This is a genomic window from Stenotrophomonas sp. WZN-1, assembly GCF_002192255.1.
In the GTDB taxonomy this organism is placed as follows: domain Bacteria; phylum Pseudomonadota; class Gammaproteobacteria; order Xanthomonadales; family Xanthomonadaceae; genus Stenotrophomonas.
Window position 1 is genome coordinate 915,319 of the sequence record NZ_CP021768.1, and the last position, 19,050, is coordinate 934,368.

Consider the following 19,050-nt stretch of genomic DNA (forward strand, 5'->3'; position numbering starts at 1 on the left):
ACGAACCGCAGGTTCGCGGGGCAGGTCGTCCAGGACGGGCGGCCAGGACCATCCGCAGTCCGCGCAGCAACGCCAGGATGGCGACAACGATCCGCACAGCCTCATCATTAACCAAGGAATATCACCATGCGTCACCAGAAGTCTGGCCGTAAGTTCAGCCGTACCAGTGCCCACCGCGAAGCGATGTTCAAGAACATGGCCGCCTCGCTGTTCAAGCACGAGCTGATCAAGACCACCCTGCCGAAGGCCAAGGAACTGCGCCGCGTTGCCGAGCCGCTGATCACCCTGGCCAAGGTCGACTCCGTCGCCAACCGCCGTCTGGCCTTCGCCCGCCTGCGCGACAACGAAGCCGTGGGCAACCTGTTCACCATCCTGGGCCCGCGCTACGCGAACCGTCCGGGCGGCTACCTGCGCCTGCTGAAGTGCGGCTTCCGCGCCGGCGACAACGCGCCGATGGCCTACGTCGAGCTGGTTGACCGTCCGGTCGTGGCCGAGGAAGTGGCCGAGTAATCGGACCGCTCCAACGCGACATAGCGAAAGCCCGGCCTCTGCCGGGCTTTTGCGTTTCCGTGGGCCGGATCCGGCTCGCACCGTTCCGACGGGCGTCACCTGTGGCGGTTCGAATGGCGCGCACTCTCGGTTACGCTTGGCGCCTTGATCCATTCGAGCGTTGACGATGAATCCACTGCGCTGGCCCTTCCGCGCCCAGTTTTTCCTGGGCTTCCTGATCTGCGCGGGCCTGCTCGGCTACGCGATCTTCCTGCAGCTGAAGATGGGCCTGGAGCCGTGCCCGCTGTGCATCTTCCAGCGCCTGGCATTCGCCGCGTTGGGCCTGCTGTTCCTGATCGGTGCATTGCACGGGCCGTCCAACCGCCCCGGCCGCGCGACCTACGGCGTGCTGGCCTTCATTGCCGCCGCAGTGGGCGTTGGCATTGCGGCGCGCCACGTCTACGTACAGATGCTGCCGCCGGAGATGGGCGCGACCTGCGGCCCGCCGCTGAGCTTCCTGCGCGAGACCATGGGGCCGCTGGAAGTGTTCCGCACGGTGCTGACCGGTACCGGCAACTGCGGCAACATCGACTGGACGTTCCTGGGCCTGACCATGCCGATGTGGTCGGGCGTGTGGTTCGTGCTGCTGGCGCTGTGGGCGCTGGTGGTGTCGCTGCGCAAGGTCAAGCGTTGAGGCAGGGTAGTGCCGGCCGCTGGCCGGCAACTTCGTGAACGACGGCAGCTTTCCCATAGATGCCGGCCAGTGGCCGGCACTACCACGGTCCGTTCTCAGAAATCCTGCTGCAGGCTCAGGTAGGCGCCGCGGCGCGGTCCCCATTGCGGCGCGAACACGCCGACGCCACCGCCATCGCGCAGCTGGTAGCTGCGATCCAAAGCGTTGATCACCGCCAGCTGCACGTGCAGCGGATGGCCGCTGTCGGCGTTGAAGTCATGCCCGGCGCTGAGGTTCACCTGCAGGTAGGACGGCAGCTCGCCACCGTTGGGCACGCCCTCGATGTCCGAACGCAGGCCGCTGCCGAACACGTAGTTGGCCCCGATCCGGTTGTGCCCGGCGAAGGCGTAGCTAAGGCCGCCTGACGAGGTGAGCTTCTGGTCGTGGTCGAGATGGATCCAATGGTTGGCCACATAGGCCAGCGCGTCCGGATCGAGGTTGTACTGGCTGGTGATGACCTGGGTGCCGATGGCCTTGTTGTACGCCGCATTGAAGTAGGCGCTGAACGGCCCGTTGCTGTAGTCGGCACTGAACTCCAGGCCACGGATATGGCCACGGCGGTAGTTGAACGTCGAGTAGATGTAGGCGGCGCCGAACTGGCCTTCGTCCTGCAGGCGCGCAACGCGGCGGTCATACGCGTCCAGTCCAAGGGTCAGGTGTTCACCCAGCTGCTGCGAGACGCCGATGTCGTAGTAGTCGCTGCGTTCGGCCAGCGGTATGTTGTTGCCGCCGCCGGGCTGCTGGTTGGTGGTGCCGTCATACAGGGCGATATCGCTGCTGGCGATCAGCTCACTGGCCGGTGGCGTGAAGTATCGCGAATAGCCGGCATGCACGGTGGTGCTGTCGCTCGCATTCCAGACCACGCCGACGCGTGGGCTGAGCTGGCCCTCGGCGTGGCCGAAGGCCTTGTAGCGATCACCACGCAGGCCGTAGTTCACGGTCCAGTCGTCGCCGATCTTCCATTCATCCTGCACGTACAACGCCAGCGTACTGGCATGGAAGGCGCTGCGGTCAGGAATCAGCATCGGCGTGGTGCTGGATTGCTGGCCGGCGTCATCGACCGGGAACACCCAGCTGTGGTTGCTGGCCCGCGCGTTCTCGTAGTTGCCGTACAGGCCGTAGCGCAATGTGTGGTCGTTGCCCAGTGGGGTGGAGAAGTCGGCCTGCAGGGTGTTGGCGCGGTTGCTGCGCTGGACCTGCGAGGCGACGCCACTGAACACCAGATCGCCGATGACATCCGGGTTGAACGCTACATCGCTGTAGCGCTGCCCGGCGGACAGCTGGTAGGCGGTGCTGCCCAGCGTGCCCTGCAGCACCAGCATGCCGAAACGGGTGGTCTCGCGCTGGGTTTCATCCAGCTGGCTGGAGTCGAAGGTGGTGGTGTCCAGGTAACCGAACTGCGGGGTCTGGCCAGGATTGACCGGGATCTGGAAGCGGTTGTTGGCGAAGCCGGCGAACACGCTCAGGCGGGTGTTCTCGTTGACCAGATAGGTCAGGTCGGCGAAGGCCTTGCCCTGATGGGTGTCGTCGTGCAGCGGCTTGCGCGAACTGGTCGGATTCTCCAGGCCGACCTCGTTCTGGTCGTAGTTGCCGGTCAGGAACCAGCTCCAGCGCCCCTGGTTGCCCCACCACGAGGCATTCGGATTGATCTTGCCGAACGAGCCTGCGGTCAGCCCGGCGCTGCCACCATTGCCGAGCTCGGCACCACTACGGGTGGTGATGTCGACCACCGCCGCGGTGCGCTCGCCGAACTGCGCCGGCAGCGCGCCATCCATCAGGCGGACGCTCTTGATGGTGCGGGCATCCAGGGTCTGGCCGAAGCCGGAGATCGATTCGGGCAGCAGCACGCCGTTGATGCGGTACTGCAGATTGGCGTGATCGCCGCGCACGTGCACGCCGCCAAAGGAATCCTGGACCACGCCGGGCGCCTGCAGCAGGACCTGGCTGAGCGGCGCAGAGGCTCCCAGCGGCTGCTTCTGGATGTCCTCGGCGGTGATCTGGTACTGGCTGCTGCCGATGTCCGGCGACAGCGCGTTGCGGGCCTGGTCGAGCTGGGCGCTGACGGTGACCGTGTCGAGGTCCTTCACCGGGGTGGCATCGGCAGCCGCGGCGAGGGAGGGCAGGCTGGCCAGGGTCAGGGCGAAGGTGATGCCGGTAGCGAGCAGGGAAGGCTTCATGGCGGATGGGCTGTGGAAGAGGCCGGTAGGGATGGAGTGTTACTTCGTAACAGTGCGTGGCGAATCATGCGCCTGTCCGGGCGGCTGTGGCCATGCGGTTTGTGGCCGATCGTGATGCGCTTTCCCCGGCGTTCAGCCATGTGCAGACGGTGCTCGGCCCTTTGCGGCAGCGGTCGGCTCTGCGACCATGATCGTCCCCCACCTCCGGAAGCCTGCAATGAGCCTGTCCGCCGTTTCGCCTGTCCCCGAACCTGCCGCGACCGCCGCTGGCGCTGCCTGGTCGCCGGAGAGCTGGCGTGGCAAGACCGCGCTGCAGATGCCGACCTACCCGGACCCGGTGGCGCTGGACGCTGCCCTGCACGAGCTGAAGCGGCTGCCGCCGCTGGTCACGTCGTGGGAAATCCTGGCGCTGAAGCAGCAGCTGGCCGAGGCCCAGGAAGGCAAGCGTTTCCTGCTGCAGGGCGGCGATTGTGCCGAGAATTTCAGCGACTGCGAATCAGGCACCATTTCCAACCGGTTGAAAGTGCTGCTGCAGATGAGCCTGGTGCTGGTGCACGGCCTGCGCCAGCCGGTGATCCGCGTTGGGCGTTTTGCCGGCCAGTACGCCAAGCCGCGTTCGGCCGATACCGAGACCCGCGATGGCGTGACGCTGCCCAGCTACCGCGGTGATGTGATCAATGCGCCGGCGTTCACCGAAGCGGCGCGCCTGCCGGATCCGAAGCGGATGCTGCAGGCCCACGCACATTCGGCGATGACCATGAACTTCGTGCGTGCGCTGATCGATGGCGGCTTCGCCGACCTGCATCATCCGGAGTACTGGAACCTGGAGTGGGTGCGGCATTCGCCGCTGGCCGCCGAGTACCAGAAGATGGTGGCGTCGATCGGTGATGCGGTGCACTTCATGGAAACCCTGGCCGGGGCCCGCGTGCACAACCTCAACCGCATCGACTTCTACACCTCGCATGAAGCGCTGCTGTTGCCCTACGAGCAGGCGCTGACCCGGCAGGTGCCGCGCCAGCAGGGCTGGTTGAACCTGAGCACGCATTACCCGTGGATCGGCATGCGCACGGCCGCGCTCGATGGCGCGCACGTGGAATACCTGCGTGGCGTGCGCAACCCGATTGCGATCAAGGTGGGCCCGTCGGTGACTCCGGACCAGCTGCTGCGCCTGATTGATGTGCTCAACCCGCATGACGAGCCGGGTCGACTGAGCTTCATCCACCGCATGGGTGCAGCGCAGATTGCCGACAAGCTGCCGCCGCTGCTTGACGCGGTCAAGCGCGATGGCCGCCGCGTGCTGTGGGTGTGCGACGCGATGCATGGCAATACCGAAAGCACCGCCAATGGCTTCAAGACGCGCCGCTTCGACAACGTGCGCGGCGAAGTGGAGATGTCGTTCGATCTGCATGCGGCCGCAGGCACGCGCCTGGGCGGTGTGCACCTGGAACTGACCGGCGAAGACGTGACCGAGTGCACCGGTGGCGCGCGCGAACTGACCGAACGTGACCTCGAGCGTGCGTATCGTTCGACGGTTGACCCGCGGTTGAACTACGAGCAGTCGCTGGAGATCGCGATGGCGATCGTGCGCAAGCAGGAACAAGTGCGGTAAGGGTTTTTCGGCAGGGCTTGCAGCCCTGCACCTGCCGAGGCCAGAGCAACAGCAACGGCAGAAGCGGGTATTGCGTGGGATGGCGGGGCGGTGGGGGTAGGCAGGACACGCCGTAAACCCATCCATGGGGGCTCGATGGCGCCATCCATGGCGCCAACGGTCCTGCCTACCCACACCGCCCCGCCTCTGACAGATTCCGGCGGCTGTTGGTAGGTGTCGACCGTGGTCGACACGGTAATCCACGCTATGCGTGGATGAATCTCTATGAAAATCGAATATTTCGATATCTGTGAGATTTGAGCCGAGCATGGCTCGGCTCTACAAAAAATGCCGACAGATCGCAGAAGACTGTCGAAGGCGGGGTGGGTCCGGTTGCGGGGGCGTGAGCCGCATGGATGCGGCGACCGAGCTTACATGGACGTACTTGCAGCGCCCCCCGCAACCGGACCCACCCCGCCATCCCGCAGGAAACCCGCTTCTGCTTCGGCTGTTGCTGTTGCTGTTGCTGTTGCTCCAGCACGCAGCAGGTGCAGGGCTGCAAGCCCTGCCGACCAACACCCTCCTTACGAACGACTGACGTGACGCTCATGCGCCATGCGCGAGGCTGTCCCCTTGCTGTTCGAGTGGAGGTGGCAACGGTGCACTGGCAAAGCGCACAGGCATACGCATGGCCGTTGGGATTGGCCGTAGTGGTGGGTGGCATCGGCGCATGGCTGATCCTGTGGATCTACCATCGGCTGAAAGGGCGTGACCGCCGGCGCGCGCGTATCGGCCGTGTGCTTGGGTTGCCGATGGCGACCGCATGGCCGCTGCTGCTGTTGATCCCCGCATTGCAGGCCACGCCGCTGCAGGATCCGCTGCTGGCCAACCTGCAGCATGTGCTGCACATCGCGCTGACCGCCTGTTTCATCTGGCTGCTGGTGCGGGCGGTGGCGGCGGGTGAGCGGGCAATCCTGCGCAGTCATCCCATCGATGTCTCCGACAACCTGGAAGCACGCCGCATCCAGACCCAGACCCGGGTGCTCAGCCGCGTGCTGATGGGCGGCATCATCGTGCTGGGCGCTTCACTGGTGCTGCTGACGTTTCCGATGGTGCAGAAGATCGGTACCGCGCTGCTGGCCTCGGCCGGCCTGATCGGCCTGGTGGCCGGTATCGCCGCCAAGCCGGTGTTCGGCAACCTGATCGCCGGCCTGCAGATCGCGGTGACGCAGCCGATCCGGCTGGATGACGTGGTGATCGTCGAAGGTGAGTGGGGGCGTATCGAGGAGATCGGCAGCAGCTATGTGGTGGTGCGCATCTGGGACGAGCGGCGGATGGTGGTGCCGCTGACCTGGTTCATCGAGAACCCCTTCCAGAACTGGACACGGCGCAGCGCCGACCTGCTCGGCACGGCGTTCCTGTGGCTGGACTATCGTGCGCCGATCCCGGCGATCCGCGCTGAGCTGGAGCGCATCTGCCGCGGTGAAGCGCTGTGGGATGGCCGGGTCTGCGTGACCCAGGTGACCGAGACCAGCGAGCGTGCGATCCAGGTGCGCCTGCTGGTCAGTGCGCGCAACTCCGGCGATGCCTTCGATCTGCGCTGCCTGGTGCGCGAACGCATGCTCGATTTCCTCGCGCGCGAGCATCCACAGTCGCTGCCGCAGGTGCGTGCGCGGCTGCAGCACGCAGACGAACTGGACATGCCGCGCGGTCCTCGCGCACGCACTGCAGACGTGCGTTCGCCGGGGGCTGAAGATGGTGAGGCGGCAATCCTACCGGTGGAGCCGGAACCCGAACGGTAGCGCCGGCCACTGGCCGGCGACCCCGGATCTGCCGGCCAGCGCCGGCACTACCGGATCACGGCTCGCCCGCCTCGATCAGGGTGTCGGTATCGAAGTGCGGTGGTCGCCGCGCGCGGGTGCGTTGTTCATAGGCGTAGGCCATTTCGATCAGCTTCGGTTCGCTCCAGGCGGTGCCCATGAACAGCAGGCCGACCGGCAGGCCATCGATCTGGCCCATCGGCACGCTGAGGCTGGGATAGCCGGCGACGGCGGCGGCGCTGTAGCTCTCGCCGGGGAAGTCGTCGCCTTCGCTGCGGATCGGCCACGCCACACCGGTGGTCGGCGCGACCAGGGCATCCAGCTGGTGGGCGGCGAGGGCGGCATCGATGCCTTCCGGGCCGGCCAGCCGGCGCGCGTCGCTGCGTGCGCGGATATAGGCGGGATCGGCCAGGCCAGCGGTCGCGTCGGCCTCCACCAGTAGCTCCTGGCCAAACAGGCCCAGTTCCTGCTTGCTGTGCGCCTGGTTGAAGGCGATCAGCTCGGCCAGGCTGCGCAGTGGCGCGCGATGGGTGCTGAAGTAGCGCTCCAGCCCTGCCTTGAATTCGTACAGCAGCACCATGCGTTCGGCCTCGGCCCAGGCGCCCTGGTTGGGCAGCTCCACTGGCACCACGATGGCGCCCGCCCGACGCAGCTCGGTGGCCGCCTGTTCGATCAGCGGCGGCATGCCGCGGTACTTCAGCAGCGGTGTCTGCAGCAGGCCGATACGCTTGCCACGCAGGCCCTGCGGGTCCAGGCGTGCGGTGTAGTCGTACACCGCGCGTCCGGGCATGGTCGCCGTGGCCGGGTCGGCATCATCGCGCCCGGCGATCGCGGTCAGTACGGCCGCTGCGTCGGCGACGCTGCGTGTCATCGGCCCTGCGGTGTCCTGGCTGAAGGAAATCGGGATGATGCCGTCGCGGCTGACCAGGCCGACGGTCGGCTTGAGGCCGACGATGCCATTGATCGCCGCAGGGCAGACGATGCTGCCGTCGGTTTCAGTGCCGATCGCTACGCTGGCCAGGTTGGCGGCCACGGCCACCGCGCTGCCGCTGCTGGAGCCGCAGGGCGAGTGGCTGAGGCGATAGGGATTGCGGGTCTGGCCACCGCGCGCGCTCCAGCCGGACACCGAATCGTTGCCGCGGAAATTGGCCCACTCGCTGAGATTGGTCTTGCCCAGCACCACCGCACCGGCGTCGCGCAGCCGGCGCACCAGGTAGGCGTCGTCCGGGCGGAACCCCTGCAGGGCCAGCGAGCCGGCGCTGGTGGCCATCGGGGCGGCGTTGATGTTGTCCTTCAGCAGTACCGGAATGCCGTGCAGCGGGCCGCGCAGGCGTCCATCACGGCGCTCGCGGTCGCGCGCAGCGGCTTCCTTCAGTGCATCCGGGTTGAGCTCGATCACCGCGCGCAGGCGCGGCCCGGTGCGGTCCAGGGTGGCGATGCGCTGCAGGTAGGCCTGGGTCAGGGTGATGCTGTCCAGCTCGCCGGCGGTCATCCGCGCCTGCAGGTCGGCAACATCGGTTTCGGCATATGGGAACGGCACGTTGCGGCTCGCGGGTTCGGCCGCATGCGCGCTGGACGTGGCCGGGCTGCAGCCAGCCGAAAGCAGCGCAGGCAGCGCGGCAAGCAGGCAGGTCAGCAGAGGCGGCAAGGACGGGCGCATGGGGCGGCTTGGTCGGCTCCAATCCCCAGTGTAGCCGGTGCTCAGCGGTGGCGCTTGCGCAGGTCGCGGGCGAGGACGTAGACCACGATCAGGTTGATTGCCAGGATCGTCCACGACGGCCAGCCGGGGTGGCGGATGATCGCGAAGATGTCGAAGGGCAGGTACAGCGAGGCAGTCAGGCAGCCCAGCCAGGAGGCCCAGGCCTTGGCCCGCCACAGGCCCCAGGCTTCGACCAGGTGCAGCAGGCCGTAGCCGATCATGCCCGCCGCGGCCAGGTGCACCGCGTCGGGGCTGATCATGTGCAGCAGCGAGGGCAGGGTGCCATGGTCCGGATCCAGGCTGAAACGCCGGATCAGGACCATGATGCCGTGCCGCAGCGGCTGCGGTCCGAGCACTTCCAGCCCGGTGGCGGCCAGCAGCGCCAACATCGCCTTGCTCGCTTCGAGCAGGGCGATGACGTGGAGACCCGGATGCCGGTGCGGATCCGGGTTGTAGCCGCTCTGGTTCACCGGGTGCTGGCTCAGCCGCCGCGCGAAGCCTTCTTGCGGTCGCTTTCGGTCAGGAACTTCTTGCGCAGACGGATCTCCTTGGGGGTGATCTCGACCAGCTCGTCGTCTTCGATGAAGTCCAAGGCCTGTTCCAGCGAGTACTTGATCGCCGGGGTCAGCTGGATCGCATCGTCCTTGCCCGAAGCGCGCATGTTGGTCAGCGGCTTGGTCTTGATCGCGTTGACGGTCAGGTCGTTGTCCTTGGAGTGGATGCCGACCAGCTGACCTTCATACACGTTGTCGCCTTCAGCAGCGAAGAGCTTGCCGCGCTCCTGCAGCGGGCCCAGCGAGTAAGCCGGCGTGGTGCCCGGCGCATTGGCGATCATCACGCCGTTGATGCGCTTGGCGATGGCGCCCTGTTCCTTCGGACCGTAATGGTCGAACACGTGGAACAGCAGGCCCGAGCCCTGGGTCAGGGTCTTGAACTCGTTCTGGAAACCGATCAGGCCACGGGCCGGGATCTGGTACTCCAGGCGCACACGGCCCTTGCCGTCCGGTTCCATGTTCTTCAGCTGGCCCTTGCGGGTGCCCAGCTTTTCCATCACGCCGCCCTGGTGCACTTCTTCAATGTCCACCACCAGCTGCTCGATCGGCTCCATCATCTGGCCGTCGATTTCCTTGATGATCACTTCCGGGCGCGACACGGCCAGCTCGTAGCCCTCGCGACGCATGTTCTCGATCAGTACCGACAGGTGCAGTTCGCCACGGCCGGAGACCAGGAACTTGTCGGCGTCTTCCAGCTGTTCGACCTTCAGGGCCACGTTGTGGACCTGTTCGCGGTCCAGACGGTCCTTGATCTGGCGGCTGGTCAGGAACTTGCCACCGGACAGGTCCTTGTTGCCGGCGAACGGCGAGTTGTTGACCTGGAAGGTCATCGAGATGGTCGGCTCGTCGACGGTCAGCGCCGGCAGGGCTTCCGGGTTTTCCGGGTGGCACAGGGTGTCGGAGATGGTCAGCTCCGGAATACCGGAGATGGCCACGATGTCACCGGCCTCGGCCGTGTCCTGCTCGATGCGCTCCAGGCCCAGGAAGCCCAGCACCTGGGCGACCTTGCCGTTGCGCTTCTTGCCTTCACGGTCGATGACGGCGACCGGCATGTTCTTCTTCAGGGTGCCGCGCTGGATGCGGCCGATGCCGATCACGCCCACGAAGTTGTTGTAGTCCAGCTGGCTGATGCGCATCTGGAACGGGCCTTCCGGGTCCACTTCCGGACGCGGGGCGTGCTGCATGATGGCTTCGTACAGCGGGGTCATGTCGCCGTCGCGCACGGTGTCTTCCAGGCCGGCGTAGCCGTTCAGGGCCGAGGCGTAGACGATCGGGAAGTCCAGCTGCTCATTGGTGGCGCCGAGCTTGTCGAACAGGTCGAAGACCTGGTCGATCACCCACTCCGGGCGCGCGCCCGGACGGTCGATCTTGTTGACCACGACGATCGGCTTGAAGCCCATCGCGAAGGCCTTCTGGGTCACGAAGCGGGTCTGCGGCATCGGGCCGTCCATCGCATCGACCAGGATCAGCACGGTGTCGACCATCGACAGCACGCGCTCGACCTCACCGCCGAAGTCGGCGTGGCCGGGGGTGTCGACGATGTTGATCCGGTTCTTGATGCCGGTCTTCTTGTCTTCCCAGGTGATGGCGGTGTTCTTGGCCAAGATGGTGATGCCGCGTTCCTTTTCCTGGTCGTTGCTGTCCATCACGCGCTCGGCGAGGACGGTGCGCTCGGACAGGGTGCCGGACTGCTTCAGCAGCTGGTCGACCAGGGTGGTCTTGCCATGGTCGACGTGGGCGACGATGGCGATGTTGCGAAGATTTTCGATGGACATACGAAAGGGGGCCAGTCGGCGCCGGATTTGGAAAAAGAAGTCCAACATTATACGTCGAACTTGACGATTCGCGAAAAGGTCGATTTCACACCGGTCACGGGGCCCATTCAGCTGGCTGTCCGCCGCGCCGGCCGAGGTCGCCAGCCCCGGTCGGCGGGGCTCCCTTCCGGCGGCTGAAGCCGGGCTCTGCGCCGATGGTCGAAGCCGCCGCTGCCACGAGGCAGGTGTAAACTAGGTGGCTAGACGCATTCCCCTTTGCATCAAGGATCTTCATGTCCCTCATCGCCACTTTCGACACCACCCAGGGCCCGATCAAGGTCGAGCTGTTCGCCGACAAGGCGCCGCTGACCGTGGCCAACTTCGTGAACCTGGTCAAGCACGGCTTCTATGACGGCCTGATCTTCCACCGCGTGATCGCCGACTTCATGATCCAGGGCGGCTGCCCGCAGGGTCGTGGCACCGGCGGCCCGGGCTACAAGTTCGAAGACGAGAAGAATGGCGTGAAGCACGAGGTCGGCTCGCTGTCGATGGCCAATGCCGGCCCGAACACCAACGGCAGCCAGTTCTTCATCACCCACATCAAGACCGACTGGCTGGACGGCCGCCACACCGTCTTCGGCAAGGTCCTGGAAGGCCAGGCCATCGTCGATTCGGTCAAGCAGGGCGACGTGATCCATTCGATCACCCTGGAAGGCGACGTCGACGCCGCTCTGGCCGCCCAGGCCGAGCGCGTCGCGGAGTGGAACAAGCACCTCGCCGCCTGATCTCCTTCGAAACGGCCACCCTCGGGTGGCCGTTTCCCTGTTCCCCGCCGCCCGCCCGGCCTGCGTGGCCATGCCCGCGGCGTCCCATCAAACGCTTGCAAGCAAGAGGAAACCCCCATGAAAGCACCCGTTCGTGTTGCCGTGACCGGCGCCGCCGGCCAGATCGGTTATGCCCTGCTGTTCCGCATCGCCTCCGGCGAAATGCTGGGCAAGGACCAGCCGGTCATCCTGCAGCTGCTGGAACTGCCGGTCGACAAGGCCCAGGCCGCCCTGAAGGGCGTGATGATGGAGCTGGAAGACTGCGCCTTCCCGCTGCTGGCCGGCATGGTCGGCACCGATGATGCCGAAGTCGCGTTCAAGGATGCCGACATCGCCCTGCTGGTTGGCGCGCGTCCGCGTGGCCCGGGCATGGAGCGCAAGGACCTGCTGCTGGAAAACGCCAAGATCTTCACCGCCCAGGGCGCGGCGCTGAACAAGGTCGCCAGCCGTGACGTGAAGGTGCTGGTGGTCGGCAACCCGGCCAACACCAACGCCTACATCGCCATGAAGTCGGCCCCGGACCTGAAGCCGGAAAACTTCACCGCCATGCTGCGCCTGGACCACAACCGCGCGCTGAGCCAGCTGTCGACCAAGCTCGGCAAGCCGGTCGGTGGCATGGAGAAGCTGGTCGTGTGGGGCAACCACAGCCCGACCATGTACCCGGACTACCGTTTCGCCACCGCCGATGGTGCGTCGATCGCCGATGCGATCAACGACCAGGAGTGGAACGCCAACACCTTCATTCCGACCGTCGGCAAGCGCGGCGCGGCGATCATCGAAGCCCGTGGCTCGTCCTCGGCTGCTTCGGCCGCCAACGCAGCGATCGACCACGTGCGTGACTGGGTGCTGGGCAGCAACGGCAAGTGGGTCACCATGGGCGTGCCGTCCGACGGTTCCTACGGCATTCCGGAAGGCGTGATCTTCGGTTTCGCGGTGACCACCGAGAACGGCAAGTACACCCTGGTCAAGGATCTGCCGATCGACGACTTCAGCCAGAAGTACATCGACAAGACCCTGGCCGAGCTGGAAGAAGAGCGCGCCGGCGTCGCCCACCTGCTGGGCTGATGCAGGCGGTACCGGCCCTGGCCGGTACGTCTTCCATCGAGGTAGGTACCGGCCATTGGCCGGTACGCAGAAACGGGGAAGCTTCGGCTTCCCCGTTTCTGTTTGAACGGATACGGAGCCGCATGATCCACCTGCATTACATCGACGACGCGCTGCTGGTGGCCGAGAAGCCGGCCGGCCTGCTGTCCGTGCCCGGCCGCAGCGCCGAGAATCAGGACTGCGTGGTCGCGCGCCTGCAGGCGCTGTACCCGGATGCACTGACCGTGCACCGCCTGGACCAGGTGACCTCCGGCCTACTGCTGCATGCGCGCGGCAAGGAGATGCAGGTCGCGTTGTCCATGCAGTTTGAGCAGCGCCAGGTTGGGAAGCGTTATGAAGCGATCGTGGAGGGGCTGCTTGAAGGCGATGCAGGCGAAGTGGACCTGCCGTTGATCGTGGACTGGCCGAACCGGCCGAAGCAGATGGTCGATCATGAACGCGGCAAGCCGGCGCTGACACGCTGGCGCGTAATGGCGCGCGATGTTGAAGCGCAGCGCACCCGCGTGGCGTTGGAACCGATCACTGGCCGCAGCCATCAGCTGCGCCTGCACATGGCCAGTCTCGGTCATCCCATCGTCGGTGATGTGCTGTATGACGCCGCGCCGGCGCAGCGTGTGCATCTGCATGCGCGCAGCCTGCGGTTCACCCATCCGGTGACGGGCGAAGCGCTCACGTTCGAGTCCCCGGTTCCGTTCTAGGGGTTCGGCAGGGCTTGCAGCCCTGCACCTGCAGAATCAACGTCAACGTCAAAAGCGGGCTATCCGTGGGATGGCGGGGCACTGTGGGTGTGCGGGGACGCCGTAAACCCGTCCATGGGGGCTTGGTCGCGGCATCCATGCCGCTCACACCCCGCAAACCCACAGTGCCCCGCCTCTGACAGATTCCCGCGGCTGTTGGCAACTGCGGCCGTTGTTTCGCGCGGCTGTTGGTAGGTGTCGACCTTGGTCGACACGATTTTTCTGTCAGAAATCGAATGAAACATTCACGCATGGCGTGGATCTACCGTGTCGACCAAGGTCGACACCCACCAGAGCAATTTGCCGTTCCGACAGATCGCGGAGAACTGTCGAAGGCGGGGTGGGTCCGGTTGAGGGGGCGTGAGCCGCATGGATGCGGCGACCGAGCTTACATGGACGTACTTGCAGCGTCCCCCTCAACCGGACCCACCCCGCCATCCCCCAGGAAACCAGCTTCTGCTGTTGCTTGGGCTTCGGCCTCTGCAGGTGCAGGGCTGCACGCCCTGCAGAACAAAACCCCACCCCCTACCAAGGTAGGGCGGCCCGCGCGCCAGCGCCGGACTATCCTCGAACCCATGACTTTGTCTGGGAGGGCTGCGTCATGAACTACGAGGAAACCTACCGTCGCTCGATCGACGAGCCGGAGGCCTTCTGGGGCGAGGAAGCCAAGCGCATCCATTGGCACAAGCCGCCGCAGCAGGTGCTCGACTACAGCAATCCGCCGTTCCGGCGATGGTTCGTCGGCGGCGAAACCAATCTCTGCTACAACGCCGTCGACCGCCACCTGGCCGAGCGCGCCGAGCAGCTCGCGCTGGTTGCCATTTCCACCGAGACCAACAGCACCCGCGAGATCACCTACCGCCAGCTGTATCGCGAGGTGAATGACTTCGCTGCCGTGCTCAAGCACCTGGGTGTCGGCCACGGCGACCGCGTGGTGATCTACATGCCGAACATGGCCGAAGCCGTGTTCGCGATGCTGGCCTGCGCGCGCATCGGTGCGGTGCACTCGGTGGTGTTCGGTGGCTTCGCCGCGCACAACCTGGCGCTGCGCATCGACGATGCCAAGCCCAAGCTGCTGATCGCCGCCGATGCCGGCATGCGCGGTGGCAAGCTGATTCCGTACAAGCCGATGGTCGACGCTGCCTGCGCCGAAGCCACGTCGCCACCGCCGCACGTGCTGATCGTGTCGCGCGGACTGGATGCCGCCGAACCACGTGTGGCAGGCCGCGATGTGGAGTACGCCGTACTGCGTGCGCAGGTCGGTGAAGTCGATGTGCCGGTGCAGTGGCTGGAAGCGAGCGAGCCGAGCTATCTGTTGTATACCTCCGGCACCACCGGCAAGCCAAAGGGCGTGCAGCGCGATGTCGGTGGCTACGCGGTGGCGATGGCACAGTCGATGGAGACCGTGTTCGACTGCAGGCCGGGACAGGTGATGTTCTCCACCTCCGATGTCGGCTGGGCGGTAGGCCATTCCTACAATGTGTACGGCCCGCTGATCGGCGGCTGCACCTCGCTGCTGTACGAGGGGCTGCCGACCAACCCGGACCCGGGCATCTGGTGGGCGCTGTGCGAGCAGTACAACGTGCGCACCATGTTCTCGTCGCCCACCGCGATCCGGGTCCTGAAAAAGCACGACGCGGACTTCATCCATCGTCACGATCTGCGCGCGCTGAAGTACCTGTTCCTGGCCGGTGAGCCGTTGGACGAACCCACCGCGCACTGGATCAGCGAAGCGCTTGGCAAGCCGATCATTGACAACTACTGGCAGACCGAAACCGGCTGGCCGGCACTGACCCTGCTGCCGGGCCTGGAGATGAAACCGGTGCGCTTCGGTTCGCCGGGCTTCCCCAACCTTGGCTACCGGATGAAGGTGATCGACGAGAACACCGGCGAGGAAGTCGCCCCGGGGCAGAAGGGCGTGCTGGTGGTGTCGCCGCCGTTGCCGCCGGGTTGCATGAGCACGGTGTGGAACGACGACAACCGTTTCCTGCAGAGCTACTTCAGCCACTTCAAGGAACTGCTGTACAGCTCGCTGGACTGGGCGATCCGCGATGACGATGGTTACACCTTCATCCTCGGCCGCACCGACGATGTGATCAATGTGGCCGGGCATCGACTGGGCACGCGCGAGATCGAGGAGGCCATCTCCAGCCATCCGCGCGTGGCCGAGGCGGCGGTGATCGGGGTCAAGGATGAGCTGAAGGGGCAGGTGCCGCTGGTATTCGTCACCCTCAAGCAGGGTCTGGATGGCGAGGATCCGGCGCCGGTGGTGGCCGAGATGATGGCCACGGTGACGACCTCGCTCGGCGCGGTCGCACGCCCGGCGCACGTGCACGTGGTCAATGCACTGCCTAAGACCCGTTCGGGCAAGCTGCTGCGGCGCTCGTTGCAGGCGTTGGCCGAGCAGCGTGACCCGGGTGACCTGTCGACGCTGGACGACCCCAGCGCGCTGGAGGAGATCCGCCGGGCGCTGGGCCGCTGACCCGGTAATGCCGGCCGCTGGCCGGCCCCCCCATCAGTCCCCAGATTGCCGGCCAGCGGCCGGCACTACCCTGCGCACTTGCGCTAAGCTCGGCCTGTCATCGACCTGCAATACGCGGCGCGCGCCGGGGAAGGCGCGTGCCGTTCGGGGATGGCACACAGGGGGGCGTGCCCGCGAGGGCGCGTCGGCATGGCGCATCAAGGGAGGGGGATGCAATGGCATTGCTGCACGCCAAGACGGCTGCTGGCCGTCAGGAAATCGAAGACCGTAGCCGGCGCCTGCCGGCGGCACTGCGTTCAATCCTGCTGATGGTCGACGGCCATCGCGATGACACTGAATTGCGCGGCCTGTTCGAAGGCCTGCGGGCACCGCCGGATGCACTGGAGCAGTTGGCCGCGCAGGGCCTGATTGAAGTAATCGGCGGAAGTGTCGAAACCGCACCGGCGCGCAGCATCAGCACCGGCCGTGAACAGGACCCGGCGCTGTACCAGCAGCTGTACGACGCGATGAGTGAGGCAGTGCGTCGGCATCTGGGCCTGAAGGGCTACTTCATGCAGTTGAAGATCGAGCGCTGCACCGATGCGCTGGCACTGGAACGGCTGTGCCCGGAACTGCTGGCGGCGGTGGGCAAGGCGCGCAGCCCGGCATTGGCGCAGCGCTGGTGGCAGGAAACCCAGGCGGCCGTGGTGAACGCTGGCAGTGAGGTCGTGCAGGCCTGAGCCACCGCGTAAAGTGATCGGTTCACTTCCCCACAAGGAGTCCCGCGTGCAGGACGACCACGACGACACCGACACCCCAGGCTGGGACGCGATCAATGCGGCGCTGGCGCCGCTGTATGCCGGCCAGGAGCCGCGCCATTTCGGCACCGCGCTTCCCCACACGCTTGGGGGCCAGGATCCGCTGGATGGCATCAGCGTGTACTGGGCGGATACGCCGGCCCCGCACTGGCACTACATCACCTACGGCTTCTCCGAGCTGTACGCCAAGGAGAGCAGTGATGCAGATGCCAGCGGCTATGGTTTCGAGCTGACCTTCCGCCTCGCTGCCGAAGCCGGTAGTACGCCGCCCGTATGGCCGATGAACCTGCTGCAGAACCTGGCGCGCTACGTGTTCGGCAGTGGCAATGTGTTCGAGGATGGCCATCACCTCAACGCCAACGGTCCGATCGCGCTGGAGACCGGCACGCGGCTGTGCCATCTGGCCTTCGTCGCTGATCCGCAGTTGCCCGCACGCGACACCGCCAATGGCAACCTGCAGTTCCTGCAGCTGGTCGGGTTGACCGATGAGGAGATGGAAGCGGTCAAGCGCTGGTCGACGCGCGGCGTGCTGCAGGCGCTGCAACCGGCGATGCCGCTGTGGATCAGCGACCTGCATCGCGGCAACCTGCTGGAGGATCCGGCACTGGCTGCACAGGTGCAGGCCGGCAGCGAGCGCGAGGGCTCCAGCACCGGCATGCTGTTCATCGAGACGCTGGACTGGCGCCAGGAGGCGGGCGTCACCACCCTGGTGCTCGGTGCGGGCCAGGTGGCCAGCGTGTGCGAGCTGCTGCCATTGCGCCTGCGCCACGGCAAATCGCTGGAACTGGTCAGCCGCGAGCGGCAGTGGGAATTCTTTCCGGCCGGGCGCGGTGAAGTGGGTGACGTGTGCGCCGACAGCGCGCGCTGGGTACTGGACGAGTCGGGACTGCAGGCGCTGGCAGGCGTGCGGGCCGAGCGCGGCCTCTACCCGGTGGCGGCGGCGCTGCGCATCGAAGTGGTGCCGACCTACCTGCGCGATGCCAAGGGCGAAGTGATCCGCCAGATCGGCTGAGTGTGGCGATTGCACCGATGGGGGCAGAGCCGTCTGCTGCGCAGACGGCTCCGACCCATGGTCTGGATCAGGCCAGGCCTTCGGCCTTCAGCGCGGCCTGCACGCCGGCATCGGCATCCATGCGCGCCTTGTAGGCGGCCAGGTTGTCCAGGCCGGACAGGTCAACCTTGGTGCCAGCAGCCCAGCGCAGCGTGATGTAGAAGTACGGGTCGGCGAAGCTGCGGAAACCGGCCAGCCACGGCTTGTCGGCCAGCTGCCTGTCGGCGGTCTCGAACAGGCCACGCAGGCGCTTGTGTGCGGCGGCGCGGATCGCATCGAACTGGCTCTCGTCGGCGATGAACTTGCCCGGCGCGAACAGCGGCGAGAAGGCCGGATGCACGTCCGAATTGACGAAGGCCAACCAGCGGGTGGCTTCGGCGCGCTGGCGCGGGCTGCCGTCGCCGCCGAGGCCGGCCTGCGGGAAGCTGTCGGCGATGTAGCCCATGATCGCGGCGTTCTGCAGCAGCACGAAGTCGCCGTCGACCAGTGCGGGAACGGCGCCGGCCGGATTGATCTTGAGGAATTCCGGACCCTTCAGGGTGTCCTTGTTCAGCAGTTCAACTTCGAACGGCTGGCCGGTCCACTGCAGGGCGATGTGGTCGGCGGTGGAACAGGCACCGGGCTTGCTGTACAGCTTCATGGGAACTCCAGGTGATGCGTGCGGGAAGCACCCACTATCCCAGAGCCTGGCGGCGGGCGGCAACGCTGCCGCCAGCACGGATCGTTACGACTGCCGCGGCTTGAGGTTCTGCACCTTGTAGAAGGTGTGATCGCCGATGGTGGCCACCTGGTAGGCGTTGCGCCAGTTCGGGCTGGCGATGGCCAGCGCGGCGAAGTGACTGGCACCGGGCACGATCTCGCGGCGTTCGCCGGCCGGCAGCGCCCAGTTGCGCTCGGCGTCGAAGGCGACGTTCATCGCCTCGCTCCAGGCCGCGTCGTTGCCCAGCTGGGTGCCGGGGGAGACGATGGTCGGCGCGAACTGCTTGCGTGCGGTGACCACCTGGCACATCGAGTCGCCCCACAGGCCACTGTCGAGACGGCGCAGTGCGACCTCGGCGACGGCCTGCTGGCCGCGCAGGGTCTGGTCGCGGGCTTCCAGGTAAACGGTGGTGCTCAAACACAATGAATCAGCGGCCGGCTGCGGCAACAACTGCGACAGCCAGAGAATCCAGGCCAGTTTCATATAACTCCTTGCTCCGTATGGGCCGCACCTCTGGATTCCCGCAGCGGGGGCTGCGGGC

The 19,050-nt window shown here is 66.1% G+C and carries 16 protein-coding genes; 10 read left to right on the forward strand and 6 right to left on the reverse strand.

Features of this window, described 5'->3' with window-relative positions; translation table 11 throughout:
* Positions 1-126 precede the first annotated feature (126 nt).
* Both rplQ and CCR98_RS04230 read left to right on the forward strand, forming a co-directional pair.
* The gene (gene rplQ, locus CCR98_RS04225; RefSeq protein ID WP_005408217.1) at positions 127-510 is read left to right on the forward strand and encodes a 50S ribosomal protein L17; all 384 of its coding nucleotides are present in this window, start codon (positions 127-129) and stop codon (positions 508-510) included.
* 166 nt (positions 511-676) lie between these two features.
* Positions 677-1,183 carry a disulfide bond formation protein B gene (locus CCR98_RS04230; protein ID WP_005415421.1) on the forward strand — a complete coding sequence of 169 codons (507 nt, stop codon included), beginning with the start codon at positions 677-679 and terminating at the stop codon, positions 1,181-1,183.
* A 95-nt stretch (positions 1,184-1,278) separates the two neighbouring features.
* Here the strand turns inward: CCR98_RS04230 and CCR98_RS04235 are convergent, their stop codons facing one another.
* Positions 1,279-3,399 (reverse strand): TonB-dependent receptor, encoded by a 2,121-nt coding sequence (locus tag CCR98_RS04235; RefSeq protein WP_087921637.1) that lies wholly within the window; start codon positions 3,397-3,399, stop codon positions 1,279-1,281.
* Positions 3,400-3,616: 217 nt separating this feature from the next.
* Here CCR98_RS04235 and CCR98_RS04240 point away from each other — a divergent pair, with 217 nt between their 5' ends.
* Complete coding sequence (locus tag CCR98_RS04240; RefSeq protein ID WP_087921638.1) at positions 3,617-5,008, forward strand: 3-deoxy-7-phosphoheptulonate synthase class II; 1,392 nt, start codon at positions 3,617-3,619, stop codon at positions 5,006-5,008.
* A 638-nt stretch (positions 5,009-5,646) separates the two neighbouring features.
* Positions 5,647-6,789: a mechanosensitive ion channel family protein gene (locus tag CCR98_RS04245; RefSeq protein ID WP_087924140.1), complete on the forward strand. Its 1,143-nt coding sequence runs from the start codon at positions 5,647-5,649 to the stop codon at positions 6,787-6,789.
* Between the two features lie 55 nt (positions 6,790-6,844).
* Here the strand turns inward: CCR98_RS04245 and CCR98_RS04250 are convergent, their stop codons facing one another.
* Genes CCR98_RS04250 through typA form a run of 3 tightly spaced genes read right to left on the reverse strand, consistent with a single transcriptional unit; the run spans position 6,845 to position 10,835 of the window.
* Positions 6,845-8,467, reverse strand: coding sequence for an amidase (locus tag CCR98_RS04250; protein ID WP_087921639.1), 1,623 nt, complete (start codon positions 8,465-8,467; stop codon positions 6,845-6,847).
* A gap of 41 nt (positions 8,468-8,508) precedes the next feature.
* Positions 8,509-8,976, reverse strand: coding sequence for a DUF2127 domain-containing protein (locus CCR98_RS04255; protein WP_005415426.1), 468 nt, complete (start codon positions 8,974-8,976; stop codon positions 8,509-8,511).
* 11 nt (positions 8,977-8,987) lie between these two features.
* A complete protein-coding gene (typA, locus tag CCR98_RS04260) occupies positions 8,988-10,835 on the reverse strand; it encodes a translational GTPase TypA (RefSeq protein WP_087921640.1) in 1,848 nt (615 codons plus the stop codon).
* A 272-nt stretch (positions 10,836-11,107) separates the two neighbouring features.
* Between typA and CCR98_RS04265 the strand changes: the two genes are divergently transcribed.
* The 6 genes from CCR98_RS04265 (at position 11,108) to CCR98_RS04290 (ending at position 17,770) form a co-directional block, all read left to right on the forward strand.
* Complete coding sequence (locus tag CCR98_RS04265) at positions 11,108-11,599, forward strand: peptidylprolyl isomerase (RefSeq protein WP_087921641.1); 492 nt, start codon at positions 11,108-11,110, stop codon at positions 11,597-11,599.
* 117 nt (positions 11,600-11,716) lie between these two features.
* Positions 11,717-12,703 carry a malate dehydrogenase gene (locus CCR98_RS04270; protein ID WP_004153634.1) on the forward strand — a complete coding sequence of 329 codons (987 nt, stop codon included), beginning with the start codon at positions 11,717-11,719 and terminating at the stop codon, positions 12,701-12,703.
* 122 nt (positions 12,704-12,825) lie between these two features.
* Entirely contained in the window at positions 12,826-13,440 is a 615-nt protein-coding gene (locus CCR98_RS04275) for an RluA family pseudouridine synthase (RefSeq protein WP_087921642.1), read from the forward strand.
* 640 nt (positions 13,441-14,080) lie between these two features.
* Positions 14,081-15,961 (forward strand): propionate--CoA ligase, encoded by a 1,881-nt coding sequence (prpE, locus tag CCR98_RS04280; protein ID WP_087921643.1) that lies wholly within the window; start codon positions 14,081-14,083, stop codon positions 15,959-15,961.
* A gap of 215 nt (positions 15,962-16,176) precedes the next feature.
* On the forward strand, positions 16,177-16,680 hold the full coding sequence (locus CCR98_RS04285; protein ID WP_087921644.1) for a hypothetical protein: 504 nt from the start codon (positions 16,177-16,179) through the stop codon (positions 16,678-16,680).
* A 46-nt stretch (positions 16,681-16,726) separates the two neighbouring features.
* Positions 16,727-17,770: a suppressor of fused domain protein gene (locus CCR98_RS04290; RefSeq protein ID WP_087921645.1), complete on the forward strand. Its 1,044-nt coding sequence runs from the start codon at positions 16,727-16,729 to the stop codon at positions 17,768-17,770.
* A gap of 67 nt (positions 17,771-17,837) precedes the next feature.
* Here the strand turns inward: CCR98_RS04290 and CCR98_RS04295 are convergent, their stop codons facing one another.
* Together CCR98_RS04295 and CCR98_RS04300 are read right to left on the reverse strand one after the other, a co-directional pair.
* Complete coding sequence (locus CCR98_RS04295) at positions 17,838-18,449, reverse strand: glutathione S-transferase N-terminal domain-containing protein (protein ID WP_087921646.1); 612 nt, start codon at positions 18,447-18,449, stop codon at positions 17,838-17,840.
* Positions 18,450-18,533: 84 nt separating this feature from the next.
* Positions 18,534-18,992, reverse strand: a complete 459-nt coding sequence (locus CCR98_RS04300) for a cell wall hydrolase (RefSeq protein ID WP_004145661.1) — start codon at positions 18,990-18,992, stop codon at positions 18,534-18,536.
* Positions 18,993-19,050: the final 58 nt, after the last annotated feature.

Coding starts and splice junctions, on each gene's coding strand:
- CCR98_RS04275 (WP_087921642.1), top strand. CDS start 12,826: ATGATCCACCTGCATTACATCGACGACGCGCTGCTGGTGGCCGAGAAG.
- prpE (WP_087921643.1), top strand. CDS start 14,081: ATGAACTACGAGGAAACCTACCGTCGCTCGATCGACGAGCCGGAGGCC.
- CCR98_RS04265 (WP_087921641.1), top strand. CDS start 11,108: ATGTCCCTCATCGCCACTTTCGACACCACCCAGGGCCCGATCAAGGTC.
- CCR98_RS04235 (WP_087921637.1), bottom strand. CDS start 3,399: ATGAAGCCTTCCCTGCTCGCTACCGGCATCACCTTCGCCCTGACCCTG.
- CCR98_RS04300 (WP_004145661.1), bottom strand. CDS start 18,992: ATGAAACTGGCCTGGATTCTCTGGCTGTCGCAGTTGTTGCCGCAGCCG.
- CCR98_RS04295 (WP_087921646.1), bottom strand. CDS start 18,449: ATGAAGCTGTACAGCAAGCCCGGTGCCTGTTCCACCGCCGACCACATC.
- CCR98_RS04230 (WP_005415421.1), top strand. CDS start 677: ATGAATCCACTGCGCTGGCCCTTCCGCGCCCAGTTTTTCCTGGGCTTC.
- CCR98_RS04285 (WP_087921644.1), top strand. CDS start 16,177: ATGGCATTGCTGCACGCCAAGACGGCTGCTGGCCGTCAGGAAATCGAA.
- rplQ (WP_005408217.1), top strand. CDS start 127: ATGCGTCACCAGAAGTCTGGCCGTAAGTTCAGCCGTACCAGTGCCCAC.
- CCR98_RS04270 (WP_004153634.1), top strand. CDS start 11,717: ATGAAAGCACCCGTTCGTGTTGCCGTGACCGGCGCCGCCGGCCAGATC.
- CCR98_RS04240 (WP_087921638.1), top strand. CDS start 3,617: ATGAGCCTGTCCGCCGTTTCGCCTGTCCCCGAACCTGCCGCGACCGCC.
- CCR98_RS04250 (WP_087921639.1), bottom strand. CDS start 8,467: ATGCGCCCGTCCTTGCCGCCTCTGCTGACCTGCCTGCTTGCCGCGCTG.
- typA (WP_087921640.1), bottom strand. CDS start 10,835: ATGTCCATCGAAAATCTTCGCAACATCGCCATCGTCGCCCACGTCGAC.